Genomic DNA, 21892 nt, shown 5'->3' on the forward strand with positions numbered 1-21892 from the left:
ACCCAAAAAAAGACCGCTAATATATATTAGCGGTCTTTTTGTTAATTCATAAAGCTACTGTTAATTTAGCTAGTAATCTTCTTATACTTCATGCGCTTAGGCCCTGCGTCATCGCCCATGGTCTTTTTGCGATAAGCTTCAAACTCAGTATAGTTACCATCAAACCAAATCGGACCTTCTTCTTCAAACGCTAAGATATGGGTGGCGATACGGTCCAAGAACCAGCGATCATGCGAGACTACCATTACCGTACCTGGGAACACTTGAATAGCGTCCTCAAGCGCCCGCAAGGTTTCGATATCCAAGTCGTTTGAGGGCTCATCGAGTAATAGTACGTTAGCGCCTTGCTTCAAGGTTTTGGCTAATTGCAAACGGTTACGCTCACCACCGGAGAGTTGACCAACATGCTTTTGTTGGTCTGAGCCCTTAAAGTTAAAGCGGCCAATATAAGCACGGCTAGGCGTGGTATAGTCGCCTACGGTGATGATATCTAAACCATCAGAGACCTCTTCCCAGACGGTTTTATTATCATCAAGATTATCACGCACCTGACCGACATAAGCGACTTTCACACTTTCGCCCAAGTCGACAGAACCGGTATCGGGAGTATCACGCTCAGTAATCATATTAAATAGCGTGGTTTTACCCGCACCATTAGGACCAATAATACCAACAATAGCGCCCGCTGGCACATTGAAGCTCAGGTCTTTATACAGCAAGCGATCACCAAAGGATTTGGAAATATCATTAACCTCGATGACTTTATTACCCAAACGCGGACCGGGCGGAATATAAATCTCTGAGGTCTCATTACGCTTTTGAAACTCCGTTGAGTTCAGCTCTTCAAAACGCTGGACACGAGATTTTGACTTGGCTTGCTGGCCTTTTTGATTTTTACGTATCCACTCAAGCTCTTTTTTCAGTGCTTTAGCAAAGGACTCTTCTTGCTTGTTTTGCTGCTCTAAACGCGTGTTCTTTTGCTCAAGCCATTCAGTATAGTTGCCTTCATACGGATAGCCATGGCCACGGTCGAGCTCCAAAATCCACTGCGCGACATTATCCAAGAAATAACGATCATGGGTAATAGCGACGATAGTACCGCTATAGTTCTGCAAAAACTGCTCAAGCCAAGCGACGGATTCAGCATCCAAATGGTTGGTTGGCTCATCGAGGAGTAACATATCAGGACGAGATAACAGTAGACGACACAGTGCTACGCGGCGCTTCTCACCACCTGATAGTTTGCTCACATCAGCGTCCCAAGGTGGCAGACGTAGCGCATCAGCGGCTTTTTCCAGCTGATTGTTTAGATTGTGCGCGTCCCAAGATTGGATGATATCTTCCATCTTGCCTTGCTCTTCGGCAAGCTTATCAAAGTCGGCATCAGGCTCAGCATATTCAGCATAAATCTGATCAAGACGAGCAAGCGCATCTAAAGCCTCGCGCATACCATCTTCGACGTTACCACGGACATCTTTACTATCATCTAATTGCGGCTCTTGTGGCAAGTAGCCAATCTTAGTACCCGTTTGCGCGCGAGCTTCACCGCTGAACTCGGTATCCACGCCTGCCATAATACGTAGCAAGGTTGACTTACCAGAACCATTGATGCCTAAAACGCCAATTTTAGCGCCAGGGAAAAAAGATAGATTGATATTTTTTAAGATTTCGCGCTTAGGCGGAACAAGTTTTGACACGTTGTTCATCGTGTAAATATATTGAGCCATTAACACTCCGATGCACTGCATAAAAAAGGCAAATAAACGCGCTTTGAGTAAAAAATCTCACAAAAACAACGTTTACCATGCCTTAGGATAAGGAATATCAGTTATCAGCCATTATCGCATTGTCGGCAACACCCTGCAAGCTGAGAGACCATTTTGTAGGTGCTTTGTGCCACTAAGCGAATATAAGCAGCTAAAGGCATAATTAAGACTTTTAGCAGCTATCAATCAACTGACAACTCTATCTTACTTTTTAGAGAGCTTTGTCTCTCACAAACTAACAAAAACCTATTAAATTTTCTGTAAATTTAATCAATAAAGGTTATTATGTTAGATAAGCTTAATAAAGCTCGATTAACAATAAAGATGTAAAAGAGTATAAAGGTATAAATATCCTAAAAAACGCTGCGATAAACTAGATGATAAAAGGCTAACTATGACTACTGGCTACCGCCCAGAGATTGTTCAAAGCGCGTTTATTAACTTTATTAGCGCGCGGTTATCGCCTTTTTGGTCGTTGACTACTCCAAGACTACGCTTGCAGGCTAGATATGTGCTTAGCGATGAGCTGATTGCTCTGCAATTTGAGGCCAATCAAGCTTTTAGTCGGCAGGTTTTTGCCTCACCTAACGGTTGGCAAGGCGGTCAGCATATTGGTTTAAGCGTTGCTATCAAAGGTATGTATTATCAGCGTTATTATTCACTAATAGGCTTATCCAAACAGCCTAACGCGTTGCAGCATGCTATTACTGATGATACCTTGTTAGGCCGCTCACAGAGCCGTCATGCTAGCCCTAACCAGAAAAGCGCTACTATCACTATCGCTATCAAGCCGCAGGGATTAGTCTCCCATTATCTAACGGAACAAGTAGCGTTTGGAGCCATCTTTGCTTGCGACATGCCAGCGGGCGATTTTACTCTACAGCAAAGCCAGATAGATCGGGCTCAAAAGACAGATAGAGATACGCTCTCTTCAAGCTCACCCTTATTGTTTATAGCTGGAGGCAGCGGTATTACGCCAATGCTAGGTTTAATCACCGAGGCGTTGAGCCAAAATCGGCAAGTCACCTTACTGTATTATCACCGCGGCGGCTCGCAAAACAATAAAATGAGCCAAACGCAAACGCCTTTTTTGGCTTATTGGCAGCACCTAGTCGCTAGCTACGCAACCTTTAATTATCATATCGTTAATACTAATGATACCGGTAGTTATCTAGCAGGAAGCCGTTATTTGACGGCGGAGAGCTTACTAGCATTAGCCCTACCTTTGTCAGAAACCATAATATTTGCCTGTGGTTCAAAGTCATTACTCTCAGGGCTGTATCAAGCTATAGATGAGATTGATAAACGTCATCAGCAGTTACCCGCTGACGAGTCTCCATCAAAATCGTCCTTTTCAACCAAGTGCGGTTCTTTGAGCAATCAGCCTTCCTTAAAGAACAACCTTATAATCGAGCATTTTGGTAGCGCTTTAACCAGTTCTAAGACTGATATGGCTAATAGCAGTGCTGATAAAGGTGCTAATAAAAATGAAAATGCGGTTCAAAACGATAGCGTAGCGCCGCAAATGATTTATCTGCGCGGACGCCAACAGCAGTTTATTAGTGATCGCCCCTTATTGATAGCTGCTGAGCAAGCCGGCATACGTCTACCTTATGGCTGTAGACAAGGTATTTGTCAGCTGTGTCGCTGCCAAAAGATAAGCGGTATCGTCAAAAATATTCAAACGGGCAAACTAAGTAGCAACAGTTATGAATCCATTCAAACTTGTAATACGGTTGCTATGAGTGAAGTGGTACTAGCTGTCTGATAGCGTTATTTAACGACGGCAACCACTAAGACCATAGTCAACATACTCAAATAAACTGCACTTATCCCTTTATATAACTACTAACAGCCTCGGTTAAGGACTACTATGCGCTTACTACCGCCTGTATTTACTGCAAAATCTGCTATTTCTCCTGTGAGTCATGATGTTGCTAAAACCATCAATGTTAGCCACGTATCCAGTGATCTTAACAACACAGACGCAGCCAATGCTTTAACTCCACTTACTGACCCTCTAACTAAAACAGCTATCTACCCTACTTTGTCTGGCAGCTACCTACCTAAAGAGCAGACTGAGGCTTTAGCTACTGAACTAAATGAGCTCTACAAACAGGTCATGGACTCTTTAGGTAGTGACGATGCGCGTTATATTCAGCGCGTCTATAGTGCTGTAGTTTATAGTGAGCTGGTTGCCCGTGGATTGTTAGCGGCGGCAGGACGCATGTCTTCTTGGCAAAAGACTACTGCGACTTGGTTATTAGCCACTTCATTGTTGAGCTTTAGTAAAATCCTTAATAATATGGAGCTTGGTCATAACGTTATGCACGGTCAGTTTGACTGGATGCAGCATCCCCATCTAAATAGTAAAAAGTTTGATTGGGATATCGTTTGCCCTGCCCCATTGTGGCAGCACTCGCATAATTTTTTGCATCACACCTTTACCAATATCGTCGGTCGCGATCATGATGTAGGCTATCATTTGATTCGAGTCACTGATGAGCAGCCGTGGTCGCCAGAGGATCGTTATAATTTACTAAAGACCGCTATTTTGGCTTTGGGATTTGAATGGGCTGTGGCTTTTCATGATATTCAAATCAGCGCCGATGAGTATGCTCACTCGCCGCAGTTTGATGATATTATGCAAGCCAAGTCGCAGGCGTTATTTGCCAAAATAGCTCGGCAAGTAGGCAAAGATTATGTGGTTCTACCAGCTACGATTGGACTGCTATTAGGTAAGCGTAGCGCTATAAGTACCTTGAGCGGCAATATTATTGCCAATATCACTCGTAACTTATGGACTTGGGCGGTGATATTTTGTGGCCATTTTACCGATCAAGCCCATATCTATGCTCAGCTTGAAGATACCAATATTCAGGCTGAAAGTAAGGGCGAATGGTACGTACGCCAAATACTAGGCTCTAGTAATATCAAGGGCGGCAAATGGTTTCATATCTTGACCGGTAACTTATCGCATCAGATTGAGCATCATATTTTCCCAGATATGCCCGCCAATCACTACGCTCGTATTGCCCCGCAAGTTCAGGATATCTGCAAAAAATATGGCCTATCGTACAATACTGGGCGTTTTGGTCATCAGCTCAAGCAAGTGATTGGCCGTATCCAACATTTTAGTCAGCCTACCGAAGCTGAACGCCTGTCTTACTTAGAGACTCAAAACGCTAACAAACATCTAAAAGCAACCAAAAGTGTCGTTGGAGTCGCGCTACATTATTTGTCATTTACTAACTTAGTGACTAACTATTTGCCTTTCAAATTACGTCATCTTTGATACTTTTATTAAATTGATTTATCTGCCCAGTACCACTACATTATTATTAGCAGATTATAATTTATAAATAAGGAGTATTTTATGAGTAATCAACAAACTAACAATGACATACAAATTCATCATAATGAGCAAGCCAACCGCTTTGAGACTACGATCGAGGGTCAAACAGGCTATATCAGCTACCAAGATAGAGGTGAGGCTTTGGTCTACGATCATACTATCGTGCCACAAGCTTTAGGCGGTCGCGGTGTGGGCTCAGCATTAGTAAAACATGCGCTAGACTATGCTCGCAGTCACCATAAAAAAGTTGTGCCACAGTGCTCATTTGTGGATGCTTATATTAATAAACATCCTGAGTATCAAGATTTAGTCTAGTATTGCTAATGCTGATAGCCTTGAGCTTGACGATTATTATTAATTTATTACTCGTTAATGGTCTCTATCACTAGGGTCGCTATAGTATAAAATGCTATAGTAACCCCTATAATAATAAAGGATGTTGCTATGAGTAGTTTATCTGAAAAACAAGTCGATTTGCAGCTGCAAGAGCTGCCAGGCTGGCAGCTTGATGGTCAAAGTATCATAAAAACTTTTGAGTTTAATGATTTTATTGAAGCGATTAGCTTTATGAATCAAGCGGCGTTTTATGCAGAGGCAATGGAACATTATCCTGAATGGCAAAATATCTACAATATTGTAAAAGTACGCTTAACTACCGATGATACAAACGGTATCAGTAGTCTAGATATTCGCTTAGCTAAGCGTATGCAGCATATTGTTCAACCTAAAAGACTGTAGTTTATTTAAGCTGATTTAATACCTAAAAAAACGTCCTACAAAAGGACGTTTTTTTATACCTTTACAATCAATTAATGATTACATCTTGCGGCCTACAAAAGCCACAATAAATAAAATAACCGCGACTATTAAGAAGATATAAGCTAGGTTAGAAGATAGACCTGCTACCCCGCCAAAACCTAATAAACTTGCTATCAACGCGATTACTGCAAAAATAATAGCCCAACGAAACATAATCATTCTCCTCGAATTAAAATTAAGATGATCCTAATAAATTTTACCTAATAAAGTTAAATAACTATTTTATTAATATCATCTTAATTTATAAAAACACTTATTAAGTTATAAAGATTATTTTTAACCTTTTTAAAAGCTTTGCTGTTATTTAATAGCCTTTGCTTATGAAGCTAGATTAGCAACTATATCGAGGCACTTTAAATACTAAGTACGTTCATTTTGGTAAACATTGGGCTATATTGTGTAATCTGTGTAGCTAGAGCATTAATTATGTAGCTGATTACCCCTTTATACGGACCTTATATAAAGCTAATAATAAGCAACGATTCAGGGCAATGATTAGTAATAAATGACTGGGCAGGTAGCTTTATAGATAGACTTAAATGCGTTTGACTCTTTAAATACAATTCTTCACTACGACATAAAGTACTATGTGTACTATGTGTACTATGTATGGTACTTATACCTACTCACTCTGACTTTATCATCTCTAAAATAAGGAAGTTAAATATGGCTAACACTGCACAAAACCAAACGACTAACTCAGCTCAAGACCAGCAGCGCCCTTACGCGGTAGTGTTGTATGGTGCTACTAGCTTTGTAGGACAAATTACCGCTAAGTATTTGGCAGAATTTTTGGCAGAGTCTAATGAGGTCAAGTGGGCTATCGCTGGACGTGATGAGGAAAAATTAAAAAAACTTCAGTCTGAAATCAGTGGTGCAGCCGCTGCGGGTAATGTAGACATTATCATCGCTAATAGTAACGATGAGGCCAGTCTCGATGAGATGACTAAGCAGGCTAAAGTCGTTATCTCAACGGTAGGCCCTTATCTTAAATATGGCGAGCCGTTGATCAAATCTTGTGCCAATCACGGCACTGATTATGTCGATTTGACCGGTGAAGCGATATTTATCAAAGATATGCTGGATAAATACCAACAGACCGCCAAAGAGACTGGCGCGCGTATTGTCAACTCATGCGGCTTTGATTCTATTCCCTCCGATTTAGGCGTGTACTTCACTCAGCAACAAGCGCAAAAGAAGTTCGATAAGGTTTGTAATGAGATTCATATGCGCGTAAAAGCGGCTAAAGGCGGTTTGTCTGGCGGTACTATTGCCTCAATGGCGACCATCTTTGAAGAGGTTGGACAAGACAAATCTCGCCGTAAGCAAGTGGCCAATCCTTATTTACTTAACGATGATAGCGACGCGCCCAATGTACGTCAAAACAACGTCAGTAAGCCTGAATACGATAGTAAGCACAACCGCTGGTTAGCTCCTTTTGTGATGGCTAGTATTAATACGCGCATTGTCCATCGCAGTAACCAGCTGTTAGGTTATGACTATGGTCAAGACTTCAAGTACGACGAAGCGATGTGGATGAAAGATGGGGTCAAGGGTCAGCTGACAAGCTACGCACTCAGCGCTGGTCTGTTGGGTTTTGCTACCACTATGATGTTCAAACCTAGCCGCGAGCTTTTGACCAAACATGTTTTACCCAAATCTGGCTCTGGACCTTCTAAGTCTGAGCAAGAAAACGGCTATTTTGATATTCGCTTTTTTGGCAAGGCTGAAGGCCAAGATACTATTAACACCAAAGTGACGGGCGATAGAGATCCAGGCTACGGCAGCACCTCACGTATGCTTGCACAGTCGGCATTATGCTTAGCCCAAGATATCAGTCACGATGAGGTTGGTGGCGGTTTTTGGACGCCAGCATCAGCGATGGGTGACAAGCTACTAAACCGTTTAGAGCAGCATGCCGGTCTTAGCTTTGAGGTTGTAGCAGACAAATAATAGTAAAACTGTTAGTTATATAGCGGCTGGTTGTTTAGCTTTTATAAACTTACAACCATAATTCTATAACTCTGTGTTTATAAAAAGATGATCATTAACCGCATTCTATTAGAGTGCGGTTTTTTATTTTTTAAATGATAGTCTTATAAATAGTCCATATTTTTAAGTTAGCTTTCTGATTGGCGCTATTTTTTTTATTAACAGTCAGGAATAACGATTTTATGTAATGTTATCAAATAATAATAACGTATCACTTAAGTGAATGACTCCATAGGTTTTTGAGTTTTCCATACATAACACTACACATTGTTAGCTTAATGACACAGCGATGATTAAATTTGTCCAGTAGTATTATTTGTGTCTACACGCTAGCTCGATTAAACAACAAATTTGTGCAACAGATAAATCAAATAATTAGTCACAATCAATGCATAGCTTGTTTAAGAGATAAGATTTAAGAGATAGAAATAAAGCTAAAGCTAGCAATAGAGAATAATCATGTTAAATTTAATTATAGCAATTGAGAGGAATACCTTATGAAATTCAAGATATTGACAGCAGCAATAGTCACATCAGGGCTAGCTATGGCTGGTACTAGCGCTAATGCCGCTATGACCACTGATAATAATGGTAACGTCGGTTATGATAGCTATGATGAGTGCGTCATGGCCGTAAAAGACGGTTCAGCCAAATTTTATACCCCTTATACTTATCAAAAACCTATGCCGCGTGCAGGCGAAGTTAGCGTCAAAAAAATGCGCTTGTCTGAGGTGATGATTCCTCAAAGTGTGGTCAGTAATAATAACTTACGTACTAGCGACTATGAGGCCGGTGCTTGTGATTTGGGCGTAGGCCAGTCAAATGGTCGTTATGGCGTATCAGGAGCGCTAGTAGGCAAATATGTGCCTTTTGCCGCGGATATGCCCGTGAACGTATATATGGATCGCAGTGGTAATCCATTACGTGTGACTATGCAGCAGTGTGATAACCACTTTGGTAGTGCTTTTCCCACCCCTGTCGTTAGTGAAGCCAAAGCTCCAGAAGCTCAAGTTGCTATCGTTGAAGAGCGTAGTGTAGAGCCTGTGGTTATTGAAACCAAACGCGTTATTCGCCCAACGACCTATCGTGTAAAAGAAGTCATCGTTGCTCCTGCTGATCAAATCCAGCGTGTTAATACTAATTCAGGTACTGCTATCGCTATCGAAGATGGAAGACGCACCGCTATTGTAGGTCAAGAAGTCGATCCAGCTATTTTACAACAGACAGAGGTGAATCAAACCTTCCCTATTATCCAAGTTCCAGATAATGACACACCAAGACGCGTTATCGATCCAAATACGGGTAGAACCGTTATCATTGAATAACTAGAACGGTAATTTAAAGCATCAGGGTTTAAGTTCAGCTAATTGATGATTTTTTGTAAGTAGAGTCATCGATTAGCTCTATAAACTACATTACTACACTAATAGTTAATTTTTTATTACTGAATGATTAGTCTTATAACTAGTACTTTAAATAAGAAGCTACTTTATACCGTGGCTACTATAAAACCGTTATATTAATTCATTGAAGGAGTTAGTTTATGAAAACTCGAATTTTATCTATTACTATTAGTGCCGTGCTTGCTTTACCAACCTTAGCTTTTGCAGCTTATAATACAGGTAGTGTTACTCCAGCTGATATGCGCACTACTCCTGCCCCAAATACTCTACAGTCTAAGATACAAGGGCCGGATGGTGAGCTATTAGCTACTCAGCCAGGTGAGGTCGAGATTAATCAAGAGGGCACGGCTGCAATCAGAGCTTCGTCGCCAAACTTGCGTGTTGACCAGCCTTTATTAATGGGTGAGAGAGTACAAACGGGTAATATTACTCCAGCTGATATGCGTGTCACGCCTGCAGCTAATACTTTACAACAAAAAATACAAGATCGACGCGGTGAGCTTGTCGCGACCCAACCTGGTGAAGTTGAGTTCATCGAAAGCCGACGTATTGTAGTACAGTAAGTTGTTTATGGATATGTGGCTAATCAAAATAAAAAACTTAAATCGTTTATAAGTATTCCCTCGCATAAAAAGGCAGCCGATTGGCTGCCTTTTTTTGTATTAATAACATGAGTACTAATTAATTACTTATGTCTTACTTTTTCTTTATTACTTTTTTTTAGTGATACCCGCTTCTTGCAATAGCGCTCCTAAGGTGCCAATTTTGCTAGGCGCTTCAGCTTTTGGTTTTGCGCTACGATTTTGCGGATTACTCGTCTTACGGTCTTTGTCGCTACGTTTACTACGTGGCGCTGAGCGCTTATCTTCATTAGCTTGACGCTTATCGCTTGTAAATTTTGGCTTATCAGTGCTAGTCGTCGCTTTCTCTTTTGCCGCTGCTGCGGACTGTACTCGGCCCTCAGGCTTTGAGGTTTCAGGCTTCATGCTAAAACCAATACGTCCACGCGGCTCGTCAATAGAGATTACCCGTACGCTGATGATATCACCTGGCTTGACACGGTTCATAGGATCAGCGACAAAGTCATTGGCCATTTGCGAGATGTGTACTAGCCCATCTTGATGAACGCCGACATCAACGAAACAACCAAAAGCGGTGACATTGGTCACTACGCCCTCTAAAACCATTCCTTCGCTTAGATCTTTGATACTGTTTACATCATCACGAAAGTTTGCGGTTTTGAACTCTGGACGCGGATCACGAGCCGGCTTGGCAAGCTCTTCTAATATTGCTTTGACGCTGATATTATCATCATTAGCGGCGATAGCACTAGTGTCGATGCTATTTAGCAGCCCATCATTACCGATGATCTCGCTCAGCTCTTTATTAGTATGCGCAAGCAAGCTATTGACTAACTCATAACTCTCTGGATGCACGCCCGTGGCATCAAGTGGATTATCGCCGCCATGCACGCGCAAAAATCCTGCTGCTTGCTCAAAGGTTTTCACCCCTAAACGCGGTACCTCTTTTAGCGCTTCACGACTAGCAAAAGCGCCGTGCTCTTTGCGGTAGGTGACAATCTGCTGCGCGACATTACGATTAAGACCAGCAATGTGCGCCAGTATCGCAGGGCTTGCGGTATTGACATCGACCCCAACTGCATTCACGCTATCTTGCGTGACTTTATCGAGGCTATCTGCCAGTTGGTTTTGGTTGACATCATGCTGATATTGACCGACCCCAATCGCTTTTGGATCTACTTTAACCAGCTCAGATAACGGATCTTGTAGCCGGCGAGCGATGGAGACCGCGCCGCGTACTGAAACATCCAAATCAGCCAATTCATCGCTTGCCAGCTCACTAGCAGAATAAACGGACGCGCCTGACTCATTGACAATGACCGCTTTGGCTTTTAGAGTATCATTAGTGGCCAAAATCTCTTTTATCATCGCGTCAGTTTCACGGCTTGCGGTGCCATTACCGATAGCGACCAAATCGACCTTATAAGTACTTAATAATTCATCGATAACGGCTTTTGCCTCAGCCATCTTATTATCAGGAGCAAACGGATACACGGTAGCAACGACTGCTTTGCCATCATTATCAAGCATTACATGGCCTTGAGCATCGATGATAGCCATCTTTACCCCGTGGCGAATACCAGGATCTACTCCTAGTATGACTTTACGTCCTGCTGGCGCTGACATTAATAAATGCTGTAAGTTATTGGCAAACACATCGATAGCATCTGCTTCTGCGGTTAAGCGCTTCTCCGTCAATAGACGATGCTCGATATGTGGACGCCATTTGTCTTTCCACAAGCTATTGGCGGCCTCGATTAGGAACTCACGGCGCTCGCTAGGCGCGGTGCTATCAACATTAAAATGACTAATAATCTTTTCAACAAAAGGCGCATCTTCGCCTTCTATCTTGAGACCTAAGACGTTTTCTTGGCGACCACGTAACATCGCTAATAGGCGATGATTAGGCAGACGCGCTAGTGCTTCACTATGCTCAAAATAATCTTTGAATTTTTCACCGACTTCACGCTTATCGTCGCTTGCGACCGCCGATACTATACTAGCGGTTTTGGCAAAGCCGTTACGCAAATTATCGAGTAGATCAAGAGCCTGCGTCCACTCATCAACGATGATGGCCTGCACACCTGCTAGCTGCTTATCAAAGTCGCTAAAATCAACCTCGATCTCATTGCCGCTATCATCAGTGATGCTAGTAGGCGCTTGATAGTCCGCTAGCGCTTCAGTTGGCGTTAGCTCTTGCGTTAACAGCGCTTGTGCCGCTTTATCCAAACCAGCAGCGCGAGCCTTAGCAGCTGGTGAACGGCGACGCGGACGATAAGGCAAATAGATATCCTCCAATTCAAGCTTGGAGCTTGCATTATCAATGCGAGTTTGCAGCTCATCGGTGAGATTATCTTGCGCGCGTAGTAACTCAGTGATTTTGAGGCGACGACTTGCCATATCGCGCTCATAATTTAGCGACTTCTCCAAGGCTCGCAGCTGCGTATCGTCGAGGTTTTGGGTTTTTTCTTTGCGATAACGCGCTATAAAAGGAACGGTTGCTCCTTCATCATAAAGTTTGACAAACGCATTGACTTGAGCTGTCTTAATGCCAAGCGCGCGAGCAAGCTTGTCGTGAATATTCGCGTGTGTGGTTGCATCTAGTCCGTGTGCATTGGTTGCGACTGGCGATGACGTTAAGCTATCAGTGCTACTCATATACGTATCAATCATTAAGAAATGTTGATTGGCATTATAGCAAAAGCTGACTGAATTATAATCCTTTTTATAATTTTGCTGCTTATCGCTGTTTTTTATCGATAAAATGAGGTTTTTATTGGCCAAAATGTCTAAAAAATGAACAAATAGCAGTTTGGCGACTACTGTTAAACAAACGCATACAGCATTTGAGTGAACAAGTGATGCAATTAGTAGCACAATCTTATACACTGAAGTCACTACTCCTAACTTCAGCCTGCGTTAATACTAAAAATATAGGCAGCTGTGGTTAAAGCATTACTACTACCCCTGCTTAATTCGATTTTTATAATAATAACGTTCATTAAAGGATATCTATATGAGTGACAATAAAGGCCCTGATACTATGACTCAGCGCATCTTAGTCGTTGATGATGACGCGCGCCTGCGCTCGCTACTCCAGCGCTTTCTAGAAGATGACGGTTTTGTGGTGCGTACCGCTCATGATGGCAGTCAGATGGATAAGCTCATGCAGCGCGAACTTTTCTCCTTGGTAGTATTGGACTTGATGTTGCCAGGTGAGGATGGCATTAGCATCTGTAAGCGCTTGCGTGCTGATAATGCTGATATTCCTATTATTATGCTAACGGCAAAAGGCGGCGATGCTGATCGTATCGCGGGTTTAGATGCTGGTGCTGATGATTATCTACCAAAACCCTTTAACCCAAAAGAGCTACTCGCCCGTATCAAAGCGGTACTACGTCGACAAAATCGTGAGCTACCCGGCGCGCCAAGTCATCAGTTAGAAGTGGTCGAATTTGGCCCTTGGACGCTTGATTTATCGACACGTACGCTCAAACGCGATGGTAATGTAGTGACTTTGACCACCGGTGAGTTCTCCGTCCTAAAGGCCTTAGTACAGCATCCTCGAGAGCCTTTGACTCGTGATAAGCTGATGAACCTAGCGCGTGGTCGTGAGTGGGGGGCGATGGAGCGCTCTATTGATGTACAAGTCTCGCGCTTGCGCCGCTTAATCGAAGACAACCCTTCACAAGCGCGTTATATCCAAACCGTTTGGGGCGTGGGTTATGTATTTGTGCCAGATGAGGCGGATGCTAACGCTGAAGACGAATAAAGGATAAGCGTTTAGGAGCCATTGTGACAGACAATAACTCTTCTTTTCACAAATCCAAAGTCGAGGTAAAACACGATCAGTCTTGTAATAAGGAGGATGGGCATCGGCACGCTCATCCTGCGAAAAATGATTCAAAGGCAGAGCATTCTTCCTCAGAGCGTTGTTCCTCAAATAATGATTCGGCAGATAACAGCCTGACTGCTGTCCTTGAGCAATTAGATCCCGATAACGACGCTGGCAAGATAAGTATTGGCGAGGTTATGGATGAGCTACGCTCTAAGGGCTTTGGACCTCTAATATTTGCTCCGGCGCTCATTGCCATTATGCCAACTGGCGGTATTCCTGGTGTGCCGACAGTCTGCGGTGTGCTTATTATTTTAATTAGCATCCAGATGCTTTTTGGCAAAGAGCGGCCTTGGCTACCGCAATTTGTCAATAACGTCTCTTTTGACAAGGACAAGCTGCATAAAGGGGTAAATATCGTCTCAAAGGCTACCCAGTGGATAGATAAAGTAGTTAAGCCAAGAATTGAGTCGCTGTCTTCTAATAAAGCCAAAAAAGTCGCAGCAGCCCTTTGTGTTTTTGCCGCTCTTGCTATGATCCCGCTAGAGCTAGTGCCTTTTGCCGTTATGATTCCGGCCGCTTCTGTCATTTTATTTGCTATCGCTTTAATCACAGAAGATGGCTATGTGTTTTTAGCGGGTCTATTGCTAAATCTAGCGACTATTTATTTTTTAGTTACCCAAGTACTTCTATAATAAGTGCTTTTATAACAAGTACCTTTATAATAAAAAACCAACCGGCTAAGGTTGGTTTTTTATTATTACTATCAAGCGGTTAGCGCAATTGACTGTCTTTACTACCGCGGCGATTAAATAACTCCGCTGCTTTGGTCACTTTTTCAAGCTCGTTTTGACAGCCTATACAATGTTGTACGCCAGGTACCGCTTTCCTTCGCGCCTCAGGTATCGGCTCACCGCATTCATCACAGTACTCTGCGCTCTCCCCTTTAGGTAACGCTTGTCTGACTCGATCTAGCGCATCGTTAACAGTAGCATCCATTTGCTCATGTTCTGCTCCATCTCTTGACCATCCACCTGCCATAATTTTATCCTTTTTATGGGTTATCTCTGCTCGTTTATTTATTTAATAAACCGCATAAAAGTCTTTAATTACAACTAGATGGGGCTTAATGCATTGTTTTCAATAGTATGATATGGGTACAAGCCGACAATTAATGAGCTGTGCTTTATGCTAATAAAAGTCTCAATTAAGACTATAAAAGATGACTACTGTTTTGCACTGTTATTTATTAATCTTTAGGCTGTAGTGCGACAACTTGTCCACGTACGCCGATACTTTCATCACTCATCAAAGCGATATAACCGCCCATGATATCTTCTGGTGTTTTTAGACTCATAGGGCTCTCTCCAGGAAAAGCATGAGCGCGCATATTGGTACGAGTGCCGCCCGGATTGATACAATTAAAGCGCAAATTAGTAGTGTTCTTAGTTTCTTGGGTGAAGATATCACTCATGCCTTCTATCGCTTGCTTAGATAGCGCATAAGCCCCCCAAAAAGCGCGTGGATGCGTGCCGACACTGCTCGAGGTAAAGACAATAGAGCCGTTTTTGGCATCTTTTAATAGCGGTAGCAGGGCTTGGGTGAGCATAAAGGTAGCGGTACAATTGATGTGCATTACTTTGGCAAAGGTATCAACATCATACATCTCAAGCGGCGTTAAATTACCCAAAATAGCGGCATTATTAAGAATACCATCTAATTGTCCAAATTCGCTATCGATCAGGCGCTCAAGCTTTTGCATCTCATCATAACTGGCTTTTTCTAGATCCATAGGCAAGATAGCCGGCTGCTGTGCGCCCATAGTCTCAATCTCATCATAGACCGCTTCAAGCTTACTTAATGTTCTGCCTAGCAATAAAACGGTTGCGCCAAAGCGAGCATAGGTTAAGGCAGCTACGCGGCCGATGCCAGCACCAGCGCCAGTCACTAAGATAACTTTGCCCGCTAAGCAGTTATCTGCTGCAACAAAATTACGGATTTGCTCGTGGCTTAAGGAGGAATTATTATTTTGGTTTACAGGACTGCTTGTAGAATTACTCATGGTATGGCTCACTGCTATCGGTTTATTAAAATTTATACTATTTATAAAAACAAAGCTTTCACTTATAGATAATCAAACTTGCCAGAGGATAATAACAGTTGTTTAAGCTGCATTGGAGTCTCCACAATATGAGTGGCGTCCCACTTTTTGAGGTTTTGCTGATCCTCTAGCGGTATATAGCCATAAGCGGCTAAAATTGTCGGCATACCAGCAGCGTTACCCGCCTCGATATCACGGATATGATCACCCACATATAGCACACAAGCAGAGCCACCACGCGCTATCCCAAGTTTTTCTAGTGCTAAGTACATAGGCTCAGGATCAGGCTTGGTACGCGCCACATCTTCTGGGCAGACTAGTACCGAACAGCGCTCATCCAACTGCATTTTACTGAGTAATAATTCGGCTAAGTAGCGCGGTTTATTAGTCACAATACCCCAAGGAGTACCTCTTTGCTCAAGCGTACTCAATAGCTCTTCAAGCTCGTCAAAGACGCAGCTATCGACACAGATATCGGCTTCATACTCATCCAAAAACTGTTGCCGATACTCTAGCAGCGCCTCTTCGGTGACTTGTGTTTGACCATTTTGCTCTAGCATCAGCTTGACCATCGATGAAGCACCAGCAGAGACTTGCTGACGAATAGCCGCTTCAGGTGGTGCCTGCCAGTTATTCTCAGCACTCATCTTGGCTATAATGCGTACAAAATCAGCAGCGGTATCGATCAAAGTACCATCGAGATCGAACAGCACTGCTTTTACAAAATTAGTCATAGTAGCTGCCTGAATTGATAAAAAGGTTAATAGAGTTACTGATATAACATTAAGCGCTAGGCTTGTGCACCGCCATCATATAATTAACATCAACATTTTGTGCCAGCCAATAGCGTTTGGTGATTGGATTATAATGCAGACCAATAATATCTTGGCGACTAAAACCTGAGTTGATAGCCATTTTATCCAGCTCGCTTGGCGTAATAAATTTGGCATAGTCATGAGTGCCGCGATCCAATAACCGCAGCACATATTCAGCGCCAACGATAGCAAATAGATAGGATTTGGGATTGCGATTAATAGTGGATAACACACAGACCCCGCCTGGCGCTAACAGATCATAACACGCCTGTACGATAGCGCTTGGATCTGGCACGTGCTCCAACATCTCCATACAGGTGACGACATCGAACTGACCTGCATGCTGCGCGGCAAACTCTTCAACAGCGATATGCTGATAGCGTAGCGTGTCCTCAAGACCGCTTTGCTGCGCGTGCAGGGTTGCCGCTTTTAGGTTTTCTGTGCCCAAATCGATCCCAGTCACATCGGCGCCGCGCCGCGCCATTGACTCAGATAAAATACCGCCGCCGCAGCCCACATCAACGATTTTTTTGTTTTGTAGACCATCAGCGGCTGTCTTACTAGTATCTGCGCTTTGATAACCGCGCTCAACATTTTCGGTGATCCAGTTTAAACGCAAAGGGTTAATCTCATGCAAAGTAGCAAAAGCTCCGGTTTTGTCCCACCACTCGCCGGCAAGTTTATTGAATTTATCCACTTCACTAGGGTCAACATTGGTTATAGTGCCAGTCTCTGCCTTGATAGCAGCATTAGCAGCATTGTGCTTTTGATTAGATAGCGTTGAGCTCATAAAGGTTTCCTTAAATATCATTATTGTCATTATAGTTGGATTATTTTGATTATTAGGTTATTTAACTTAATAATCGATAAGCCTTTAGCAAACGGATTTTAACAATGTCTATCGATATAAGTATCAGTATAGATAGCTTCGGTGTAGACATTTATAGTTACCAGCATTAAAACAGCTAGCATTAATAGTGTTGGAAAGTCGCGTTAATGTTAGCATGACAACTGCATTATTGCCGTAAACACATCGTCACCGAATGTGAATGTCTAGCAGATCCTAAGAATACGGTTCACAATAGTTGTCATTTTACGTTATTATAGCCCAACTCTATTTAATCTTTTCTTAGCACTTTTTAATAGGTGATTTTTAATACCCTCAAGCCTTAACAATCATAGGAAAAAATATGAAACGTGCCCTCGCATTGACTGGTTTAGCCTGCGCTATTGGCTTGACCAATATGAGCGTACAAGCGGCTGATTATGTCGCTGGTAAAGACTATAAAGTTCTTGATAATCCAGAAAAAATAAGCGGTGATGCTATTATCGTTCGTGAGTTCTTTTGGTACGGTTGTCCGCATTGCTATACTTTAAATCCTTATATGGAAAAATGGGCCAAAACCAAAGACAAAGACGTGGCTTTTTTTAAGACTCCAGCCGCTCTAAATCCAGTTTGGGAAGCTAGCGCTCGCGGTTTTTATGCCGCTCAGCTTTTGGGTTATGAGAACAAGACTCACGATGCTTTATTCGATGCTATCCATAAAGATGGTAAAAAGCTTTTTGATCAAGCATCCTTGAGCAAATGGTACGCGTCTAAAGGCGTCGATCAAAAGAAATTTAACAGCCTGTATAACTCATTCGCTGTCGGCACCAAGATCGGACGCTCGCAAGCGGGCGCTAAACGCTATCAGCTATCAGGCGTGCCAGCGGTAGTGGTACAAGGTAAATACGTGGTGACTGGTGAAGATGCCAAAGTGCCTAAAGTAGTAGACTTCTTAGTAGATAAAGTACGCGCTGAAAAATAATTAGCTAAAAATAATTATTTGATTGTTGCTAACAAAAACTAATTTTAGTCAAAAATAAAGCCAGCTACGAGCTGGCTTTATGATATTTGAAGGTTTTTAACTCAACTTAATGACGAAATCCTGGTAGTAATGCTGGAATTCCTGGCAACATACCAACGATTGCCATCACTCCGGTCAAAACGATAAAGGTGACTACGGGAATGATCCAGCGGCTCATCTTAGTCAAGCTAGCACTGCGCTCTTTTGAGCCAATCAGACCTAGATTATCAAGTACTAAAGTCAGTGACCAACCAAAAGCTGGGTTTACCAGTGCTGAGGCAAACACTACAATTGCCGCAGATTGGGTGGTTTTACCTTCTCGCGTCATCTCCATACCCGCCTCAAGTAGTGGAATAAATACCCCTACAATCAGCGCCACACACATGACCGGCTCCCAAATAGCCAAATCCATTGGATAGCCCCAAACCCCTGCTACTAGGCAAAACAGCGCCGTTAGCACCGCTCCTGCCGGAATAGGACGCTTAGCAATGGCGGCCGGTACGATATAAGTCCCCCACGAAGAAGCAAAGTTAGTGCCGCCCAGTAATGAGCCGGCTACCTGACGAAACGAGGCACTAACCATAGTATCATCGATGTCCATCAGTACGCGCTCAGTACGCTTAGGATAGCTGATCTTTTGAAACACTTGATGACCCAAAAAGTCAGGTGACCACATCGCCACCGCTAAGATAGCAAAAGGCAATACTACAATGAAACTCTCAATCGTCGGTAAGCCTAACATCCAGCCTGTATTTTCGCCCCACCAATACATAGGGCTCATATTTGGCAGGCCGGGTGCGGTTTGAAACTCAAATGGCGCGCCCATAGCAAAAGCGATACCACCGCCCAAAAAACAGCTCAGCGGTACGGCAAGCCAGCGCTTTTGCCAATGCTCAAGTAAAGCATAAAGCAATATCGTGCATAAAATCACCGTAAAGGCGATATGCGTCATACCGATAGATTCTGACCAAGCAAAAAGATTCTTGACTTGCGAGGTGGTGCCAATAAAGCCCAAGTACAGCAGCAGACCGCCGCAGACCCCCTTACTAGTCAAGTTTGCAAGTAAACTGCCGCCTTTACTAATCGCTAATAATAAGCCAAAAGCACCAATCAATAAGCCAAAAGCCATAGGGTGGCCACCCGCTGCCACCACAATAGGAATAAGCGGGATAAGCGGGCCGTGCGTACCAGCAAGGTTGGCAGTAGGTAATAAAAACCCTGAAAACAGAATGACAAATAAGGCCACAATAAGTAGCTCATAACGCACGTTTTCTAAGACAAAAGCTTCGCCTAAGCCTAAAGGACCAGCAAAGGTCGCCGCAATGGCGCCGACCATCACTACTTTACCGATAGTGGCGGCCATGGCGGGAATAGTATCTTCAAACTCAAAACGATAATCTCGAAAGGGCAAGTTTGGCCGCCAGCGCCTAGGCTGCATGATTTGTAATTCATGCTTAAGGTAAGCGTCACGACTCTTAAAGCTGGAGTAAGGTTTGTGCAGCTCACTATAACTGCCGTTGAGTTCGCTATCATGTAGCGAGGGATCGGAATTTTTCGCTGCAGTTGTCGATGCGGGGATTTGAGAATTACTCATCACATCTCCTTATGTTGACTGAGATTTGATCCATTGATGAGTTAAAGGCTAACTAAGGGATTGGGGCCACTAACTCATTAATGAATAGCTAAAATTTGACTGGCTTCAGACAAATTGGCCGTTATTGTAGGTCATCAAAAATGAGAATGCGAGTGTTGTCGCACAATTAGTTAATTTTTCTTAAGGACTAAGTCGGGTTATAAAATACAAAAAAACTGAATCTAGGTATACACTTGTACATTATTTACGTTTTTGAGCTAGCGATAAGGCTTATTTTTGTCTATGCTAAGCGGTTTGCACGCAGACGATAAATAACCTACAGACAACTGATATTATTATAAAAAACTAGGTATTGAAGGATAACCAATGAGTCTATTTCCAAAAAATTTAGAGATATTAAACCGTAAAGCTAAGCAATACTTGATGCCAATACTGACGCCGCATCTGCTAAAACTGCGTATCAACACTTACGCCCCCTACCTTGGCGCTGGTATCAAGCTTGAACACCTAGACACCGATCAAGGTCTATGCGTGGTCAGCATGGGACTCACCCCTTTTAATAAAAATATTGTTGGTACGCAGTTTGGCGGTAGCTTGTACTCGATGATTGATCCGTTTTATATGATGTTATTGATGCAGCAATTAGGCAGTAATTACGTGGTATGGGACAAAAGCTCGCATATCGAATTTGTAGCACCTGGCACTAGTGAGGTCACTGCTCGTATCAAAGTCTCTAGCACAGAGGCGACTACTATTCGTAAACTAGCTGAGAGCGGCGAGCCAGTGTTTCGAGAGTATCGGACTGAAATCGTTGACAAAAACCATAAAGTCATCGCTATAGTGACTAAGACGGTCTACATCCGTTTGCGTAAACACAGTAAATCTAAAAACCAAGCGAGTCGTTTAGATTTACCTGAAAAGCCTAGCTCCCAAATAAATAGCTTCGAGACAAATAGCACTGACACAAATAGCAATGAGATAACTAGTTAAACTTATAAGATAAGCCTGCTGACATTACATTTATAGGCACAAACAAAAACCCCAATCCAGCTTAGGCATAGATTGGGGTTTTGTCTTTTTTGGTACGCCTACTTATTTATATAATAAACCTATGAATAAGGGCTTGTAACTTGTCTCAAAACTGAGAGCTAATACTAGTATTTACATTAAATACCAGGCGCTGTTTCGACAGCATCAGGAACATTAGCGCTAGTTTTCTTTTGAGCAACGGGACGTGCACCAAGCTTCTCGCGGATACGTGCTGATTTACCAGAACGCTCACGTAAGTAGTAAAGTTTGGCACGACGAACAGCGCCGCGGCGTTTGACTTCAATGCTGTCAATGATAGGAGAATGCAATTGGAAAGCACGCTCAACACCAACACCGCTTGAGATTTTACGCACGGTAAAGGCAGAGTTTAGACCACGGTTACGCTTAGCGATGACTACGCCTTCAAAGGCCTGTAGACGCTCACGCTCGCCTTCACGAACTTTGACTTGTACGACAACGGTGTCGCCGGGGCTAAAGCTTGGGCGCTCGATCAGTTGAGAATTTTCAACGCTTTGAACTAATGGATGTTTGTTGCTCATGAGAGTTATCTCCTCACATTAGATAATAGAGGCTATGCGCATATCACCTGTTTGTAATAATTAATTGTATCTGATCTACTCTGCAATAGTGGAATAGATAGAGACAAGGTAAAGGGGGTTTAAAAGGCCATTAAGCTACAGCCTATTTATTATTGCTCAAAATTCTATTAGTAACGATTTAGCTATACTAGTTCG

The 21892-nt window shown here is 42.9% G+C and carries 20 protein-coding genes; 11 read left to right on the forward strand and 9 right to left on the reverse strand.

Annotation, left to right across the window (positions count from 1 at the left end; translation table 11 throughout):
• Positions 1–65 precede the first annotated feature (65 nt).
• Complete coding sequence (ettA, locus tag M0N77_RS10645; RefSeq protein ID WP_353105157.1) at positions 66–1727, reverse strand: energy-dependent translational throttle protein EttA; 1662 nt, start codon at positions 1725–1727, stop codon at positions 66–68.
• Positions 1728–2160: 433 nt separating this feature from the next.
• Here ettA and M0N77_RS10650 point away from each other — a divergent pair, with 433 nt between their 5' ends.
• From M0N77_RS10650 to M0N77_RS10665, 4 genes are all read left to right on the forward strand, one after another.
• Positions 2161–3534, forward strand: a complete 1374-nt coding sequence (locus M0N77_RS10650) for an iron-sulfur cluster-binding domain-containing protein (RefSeq protein WP_353105158.1) — start codon at positions 2161–2163, stop codon at positions 3532–3534.
• Between the two features lie 105 nt (positions 3535–3639).
• Positions 3640–5061 carry an acyl-CoA desaturase gene (locus tag M0N77_RS10655; RefSeq protein WP_353105159.1) on the forward strand — a complete coding sequence of 474 codons (1422 nt, stop codon included), beginning with the start codon at positions 3640–3642 and terminating at the stop codon, positions 5059–5061.
• Positions 5062–5142: 81 nt separating this feature from the next.
• On the forward strand, positions 5143–5436 hold the full coding sequence (locus tag M0N77_RS10660; RefSeq protein WP_353105160.1) for a GNAT family N-acetyltransferase: 294 nt from the start codon (positions 5143–5145) through the stop codon (positions 5434–5436).
• A gap of 129 nt (positions 5437–5565) precedes the next feature.
• Complete coding sequence (locus M0N77_RS10665; protein ID WP_353105161.1) at positions 5566–5859, forward strand: 4a-hydroxytetrahydrobiopterin dehydratase; 294 nt, start codon at positions 5566–5568, stop codon at positions 5857–5859.
• Between the two features lie 78 nt (positions 5860–5937).
• Here M0N77_RS10665 and M0N77_RS10670 read toward each other — a convergent pair whose 3' ends face one another.
• Positions 5938–6093 carry a DUF1328 domain-containing protein gene (locus M0N77_RS10670; protein ID WP_353105162.1) on the reverse strand — a complete coding sequence of 52 codons (156 nt, stop codon included), beginning with the start codon at positions 6091–6093 and terminating at the stop codon, positions 5938–5940.
• Positions 6094–6606: 513 nt separating this feature from the next.
• Between M0N77_RS10670 and M0N77_RS10675 the strand changes: the two genes are divergently transcribed.
• From M0N77_RS10675 to M0N77_RS10685, 3 genes are all read left to right on the forward strand, one after another.
• Positions 6607–7893: a saccharopine dehydrogenase NADP-binding domain-containing protein gene (locus M0N77_RS10675; RefSeq protein WP_353105163.1), complete on the forward strand. Its 1287-nt coding sequence runs from the start codon at positions 6607–6609 to the stop codon at positions 7891–7893.
• Between the two features lie 536 nt (positions 7894–8429).
• The gene (locus M0N77_RS10680; protein ID WP_353105164.1) at positions 8430–9257 is read left to right on the forward strand and encodes a hypothetical protein; all 828 of its coding nucleotides are present in this window, start codon (positions 8430–8432) and stop codon (positions 9255–9257) included.
• A 218-nt stretch (positions 9258–9475) separates the two neighbouring features.
• Positions 9476–9898, forward strand: a complete 423-nt coding sequence (locus M0N77_RS10685) for a hypothetical protein (protein WP_353105165.1) — start codon at positions 9476–9478, stop codon at positions 9896–9898.
• Positions 9899–10045: 147 nt separating this feature from the next.
• Here M0N77_RS10685 and M0N77_RS10690 read toward each other — a convergent pair whose 3' ends face one another.
• Positions 10046–12574, reverse strand: a complete 2529-nt coding sequence (locus tag M0N77_RS10690; RefSeq protein ID WP_353105166.1) for a Tex family protein — start codon at positions 12572–12574, stop codon at positions 10046–10048.
• A gap of 358 nt (positions 12575–12932) precedes the next feature.
• Between M0N77_RS10690 and ompR the strand changes: the two genes are divergently transcribed.
• Positions 12933–13688, forward strand: a complete 756-nt coding sequence (gene ompR, locus M0N77_RS10695) for a two-component system response regulator OmpR (protein WP_353105167.1) — start codon at positions 12933–12935, stop codon at positions 13686–13688.
• 23 nt (positions 13689–13711) lie between these two features.
• The gene (locus tag M0N77_RS10700; protein WP_353105168.1) at positions 13712–14446 is read left to right on the forward strand and encodes an exopolysaccharide biosynthesis protein; all 735 of its coding nucleotides are present in this window, start codon (positions 13712–13714) and stop codon (positions 14444–14446) included.
• Between the two features lie 79 nt (positions 14447–14525).
• Here M0N77_RS10700 and M0N77_RS10705 read toward each other — a convergent pair whose 3' ends face one another.
• The 4 genes from M0N77_RS10705 to ubiG all read right to left on the reverse strand — a co-directional run bounded on the left by M0N77_RS10705 (position 14526) and on the right by ubiG (position 17457).
• Entirely contained in the window at positions 14526–14792 is a 267-nt protein-coding gene (locus M0N77_RS10705; RefSeq protein ID WP_353105169.1) for a DksA/TraR family C4-type zinc finger protein, read from the reverse strand.
• A 208-nt stretch (positions 14793–15000) separates the two neighbouring features.
• Positions 15001–15813 carry a YciK family oxidoreductase gene (locus M0N77_RS10710; protein WP_353105170.1) on the reverse strand — a complete coding sequence of 271 codons (813 nt, stop codon included), beginning with the start codon at positions 15811–15813 and terminating at the stop codon, positions 15001–15003.
• Between the two features lie 62 nt (positions 15814–15875).
• Positions 15876–16586, reverse strand: coding sequence for an HAD-IA family hydrolase (locus tag M0N77_RS10715; protein WP_353105171.1), 711 nt, complete (start codon positions 16584–16586; stop codon positions 15876–15878).
• A 49-nt stretch (positions 16587–16635) separates the two neighbouring features.
• Complete coding sequence (ubiG, locus tag M0N77_RS10720) at positions 16636–17457, reverse strand: bifunctional 2-polyprenyl-6-hydroxyphenol methylase/3-demethylubiquinol 3-O-methyltransferase UbiG (protein ID WP_353105172.1); 822 nt, start codon at positions 17455–17457, stop codon at positions 16636–16638.
• Between the two features lie 400 nt (positions 17458–17857).
• On the opposite strand from ubiG, the gene M0N77_RS10725 reads away from it, so the two are divergent.
• Positions 17858–18475, forward strand: a complete 618-nt coding sequence (locus M0N77_RS10725) for a thiol:disulfide interchange protein DsbA/DsbL (protein ID WP_353105173.1) — start codon at positions 17858–17860, stop codon at positions 18473–18475.
• A gap of 106 nt (positions 18476–18581) precedes the next feature.
• Here the strand turns inward: M0N77_RS10725 and M0N77_RS10730 are convergent, their stop codons facing one another.
• Entirely contained in the window at positions 18582–20108 is a 1527-nt protein-coding gene (locus tag M0N77_RS10730) for a DUF3360 family protein (protein ID WP_353105174.1), read from the reverse strand.
• A gap of 366 nt (positions 20109–20474) precedes the next feature.
• Here M0N77_RS10730 and M0N77_RS10735 point away from each other — a divergent pair, with 366 nt between their 5' ends.
• Positions 20475–21098, forward strand: coding sequence for a DUF4442 domain-containing protein (locus M0N77_RS10735; protein WP_353105175.1), 624 nt, complete (start codon positions 20475–20477; stop codon positions 21096–21098).
• 176 nt (positions 21099–21274) lie between these two features.
• Here M0N77_RS10735 and rplS read toward each other — a convergent pair whose 3' ends face one another.
• Positions 21275–21697, reverse strand: a complete 423-nt coding sequence (rplS, locus tag M0N77_RS10740) for a 50S ribosomal protein L19 (protein ID WP_353105176.1) — start codon at positions 21695–21697, stop codon at positions 21275–21277.
• Between the last annotated feature and the right edge of the window lie 195 nt (positions 21698–21892).

It is taken from the genome of Psychrobacter sp. AH5 (genome assembly GCF_040371085.1).
Lineage (GTDB): Bacteria > Pseudomonadota > Gammaproteobacteria > Pseudomonadales > Moraxellaceae > Psychrobacter.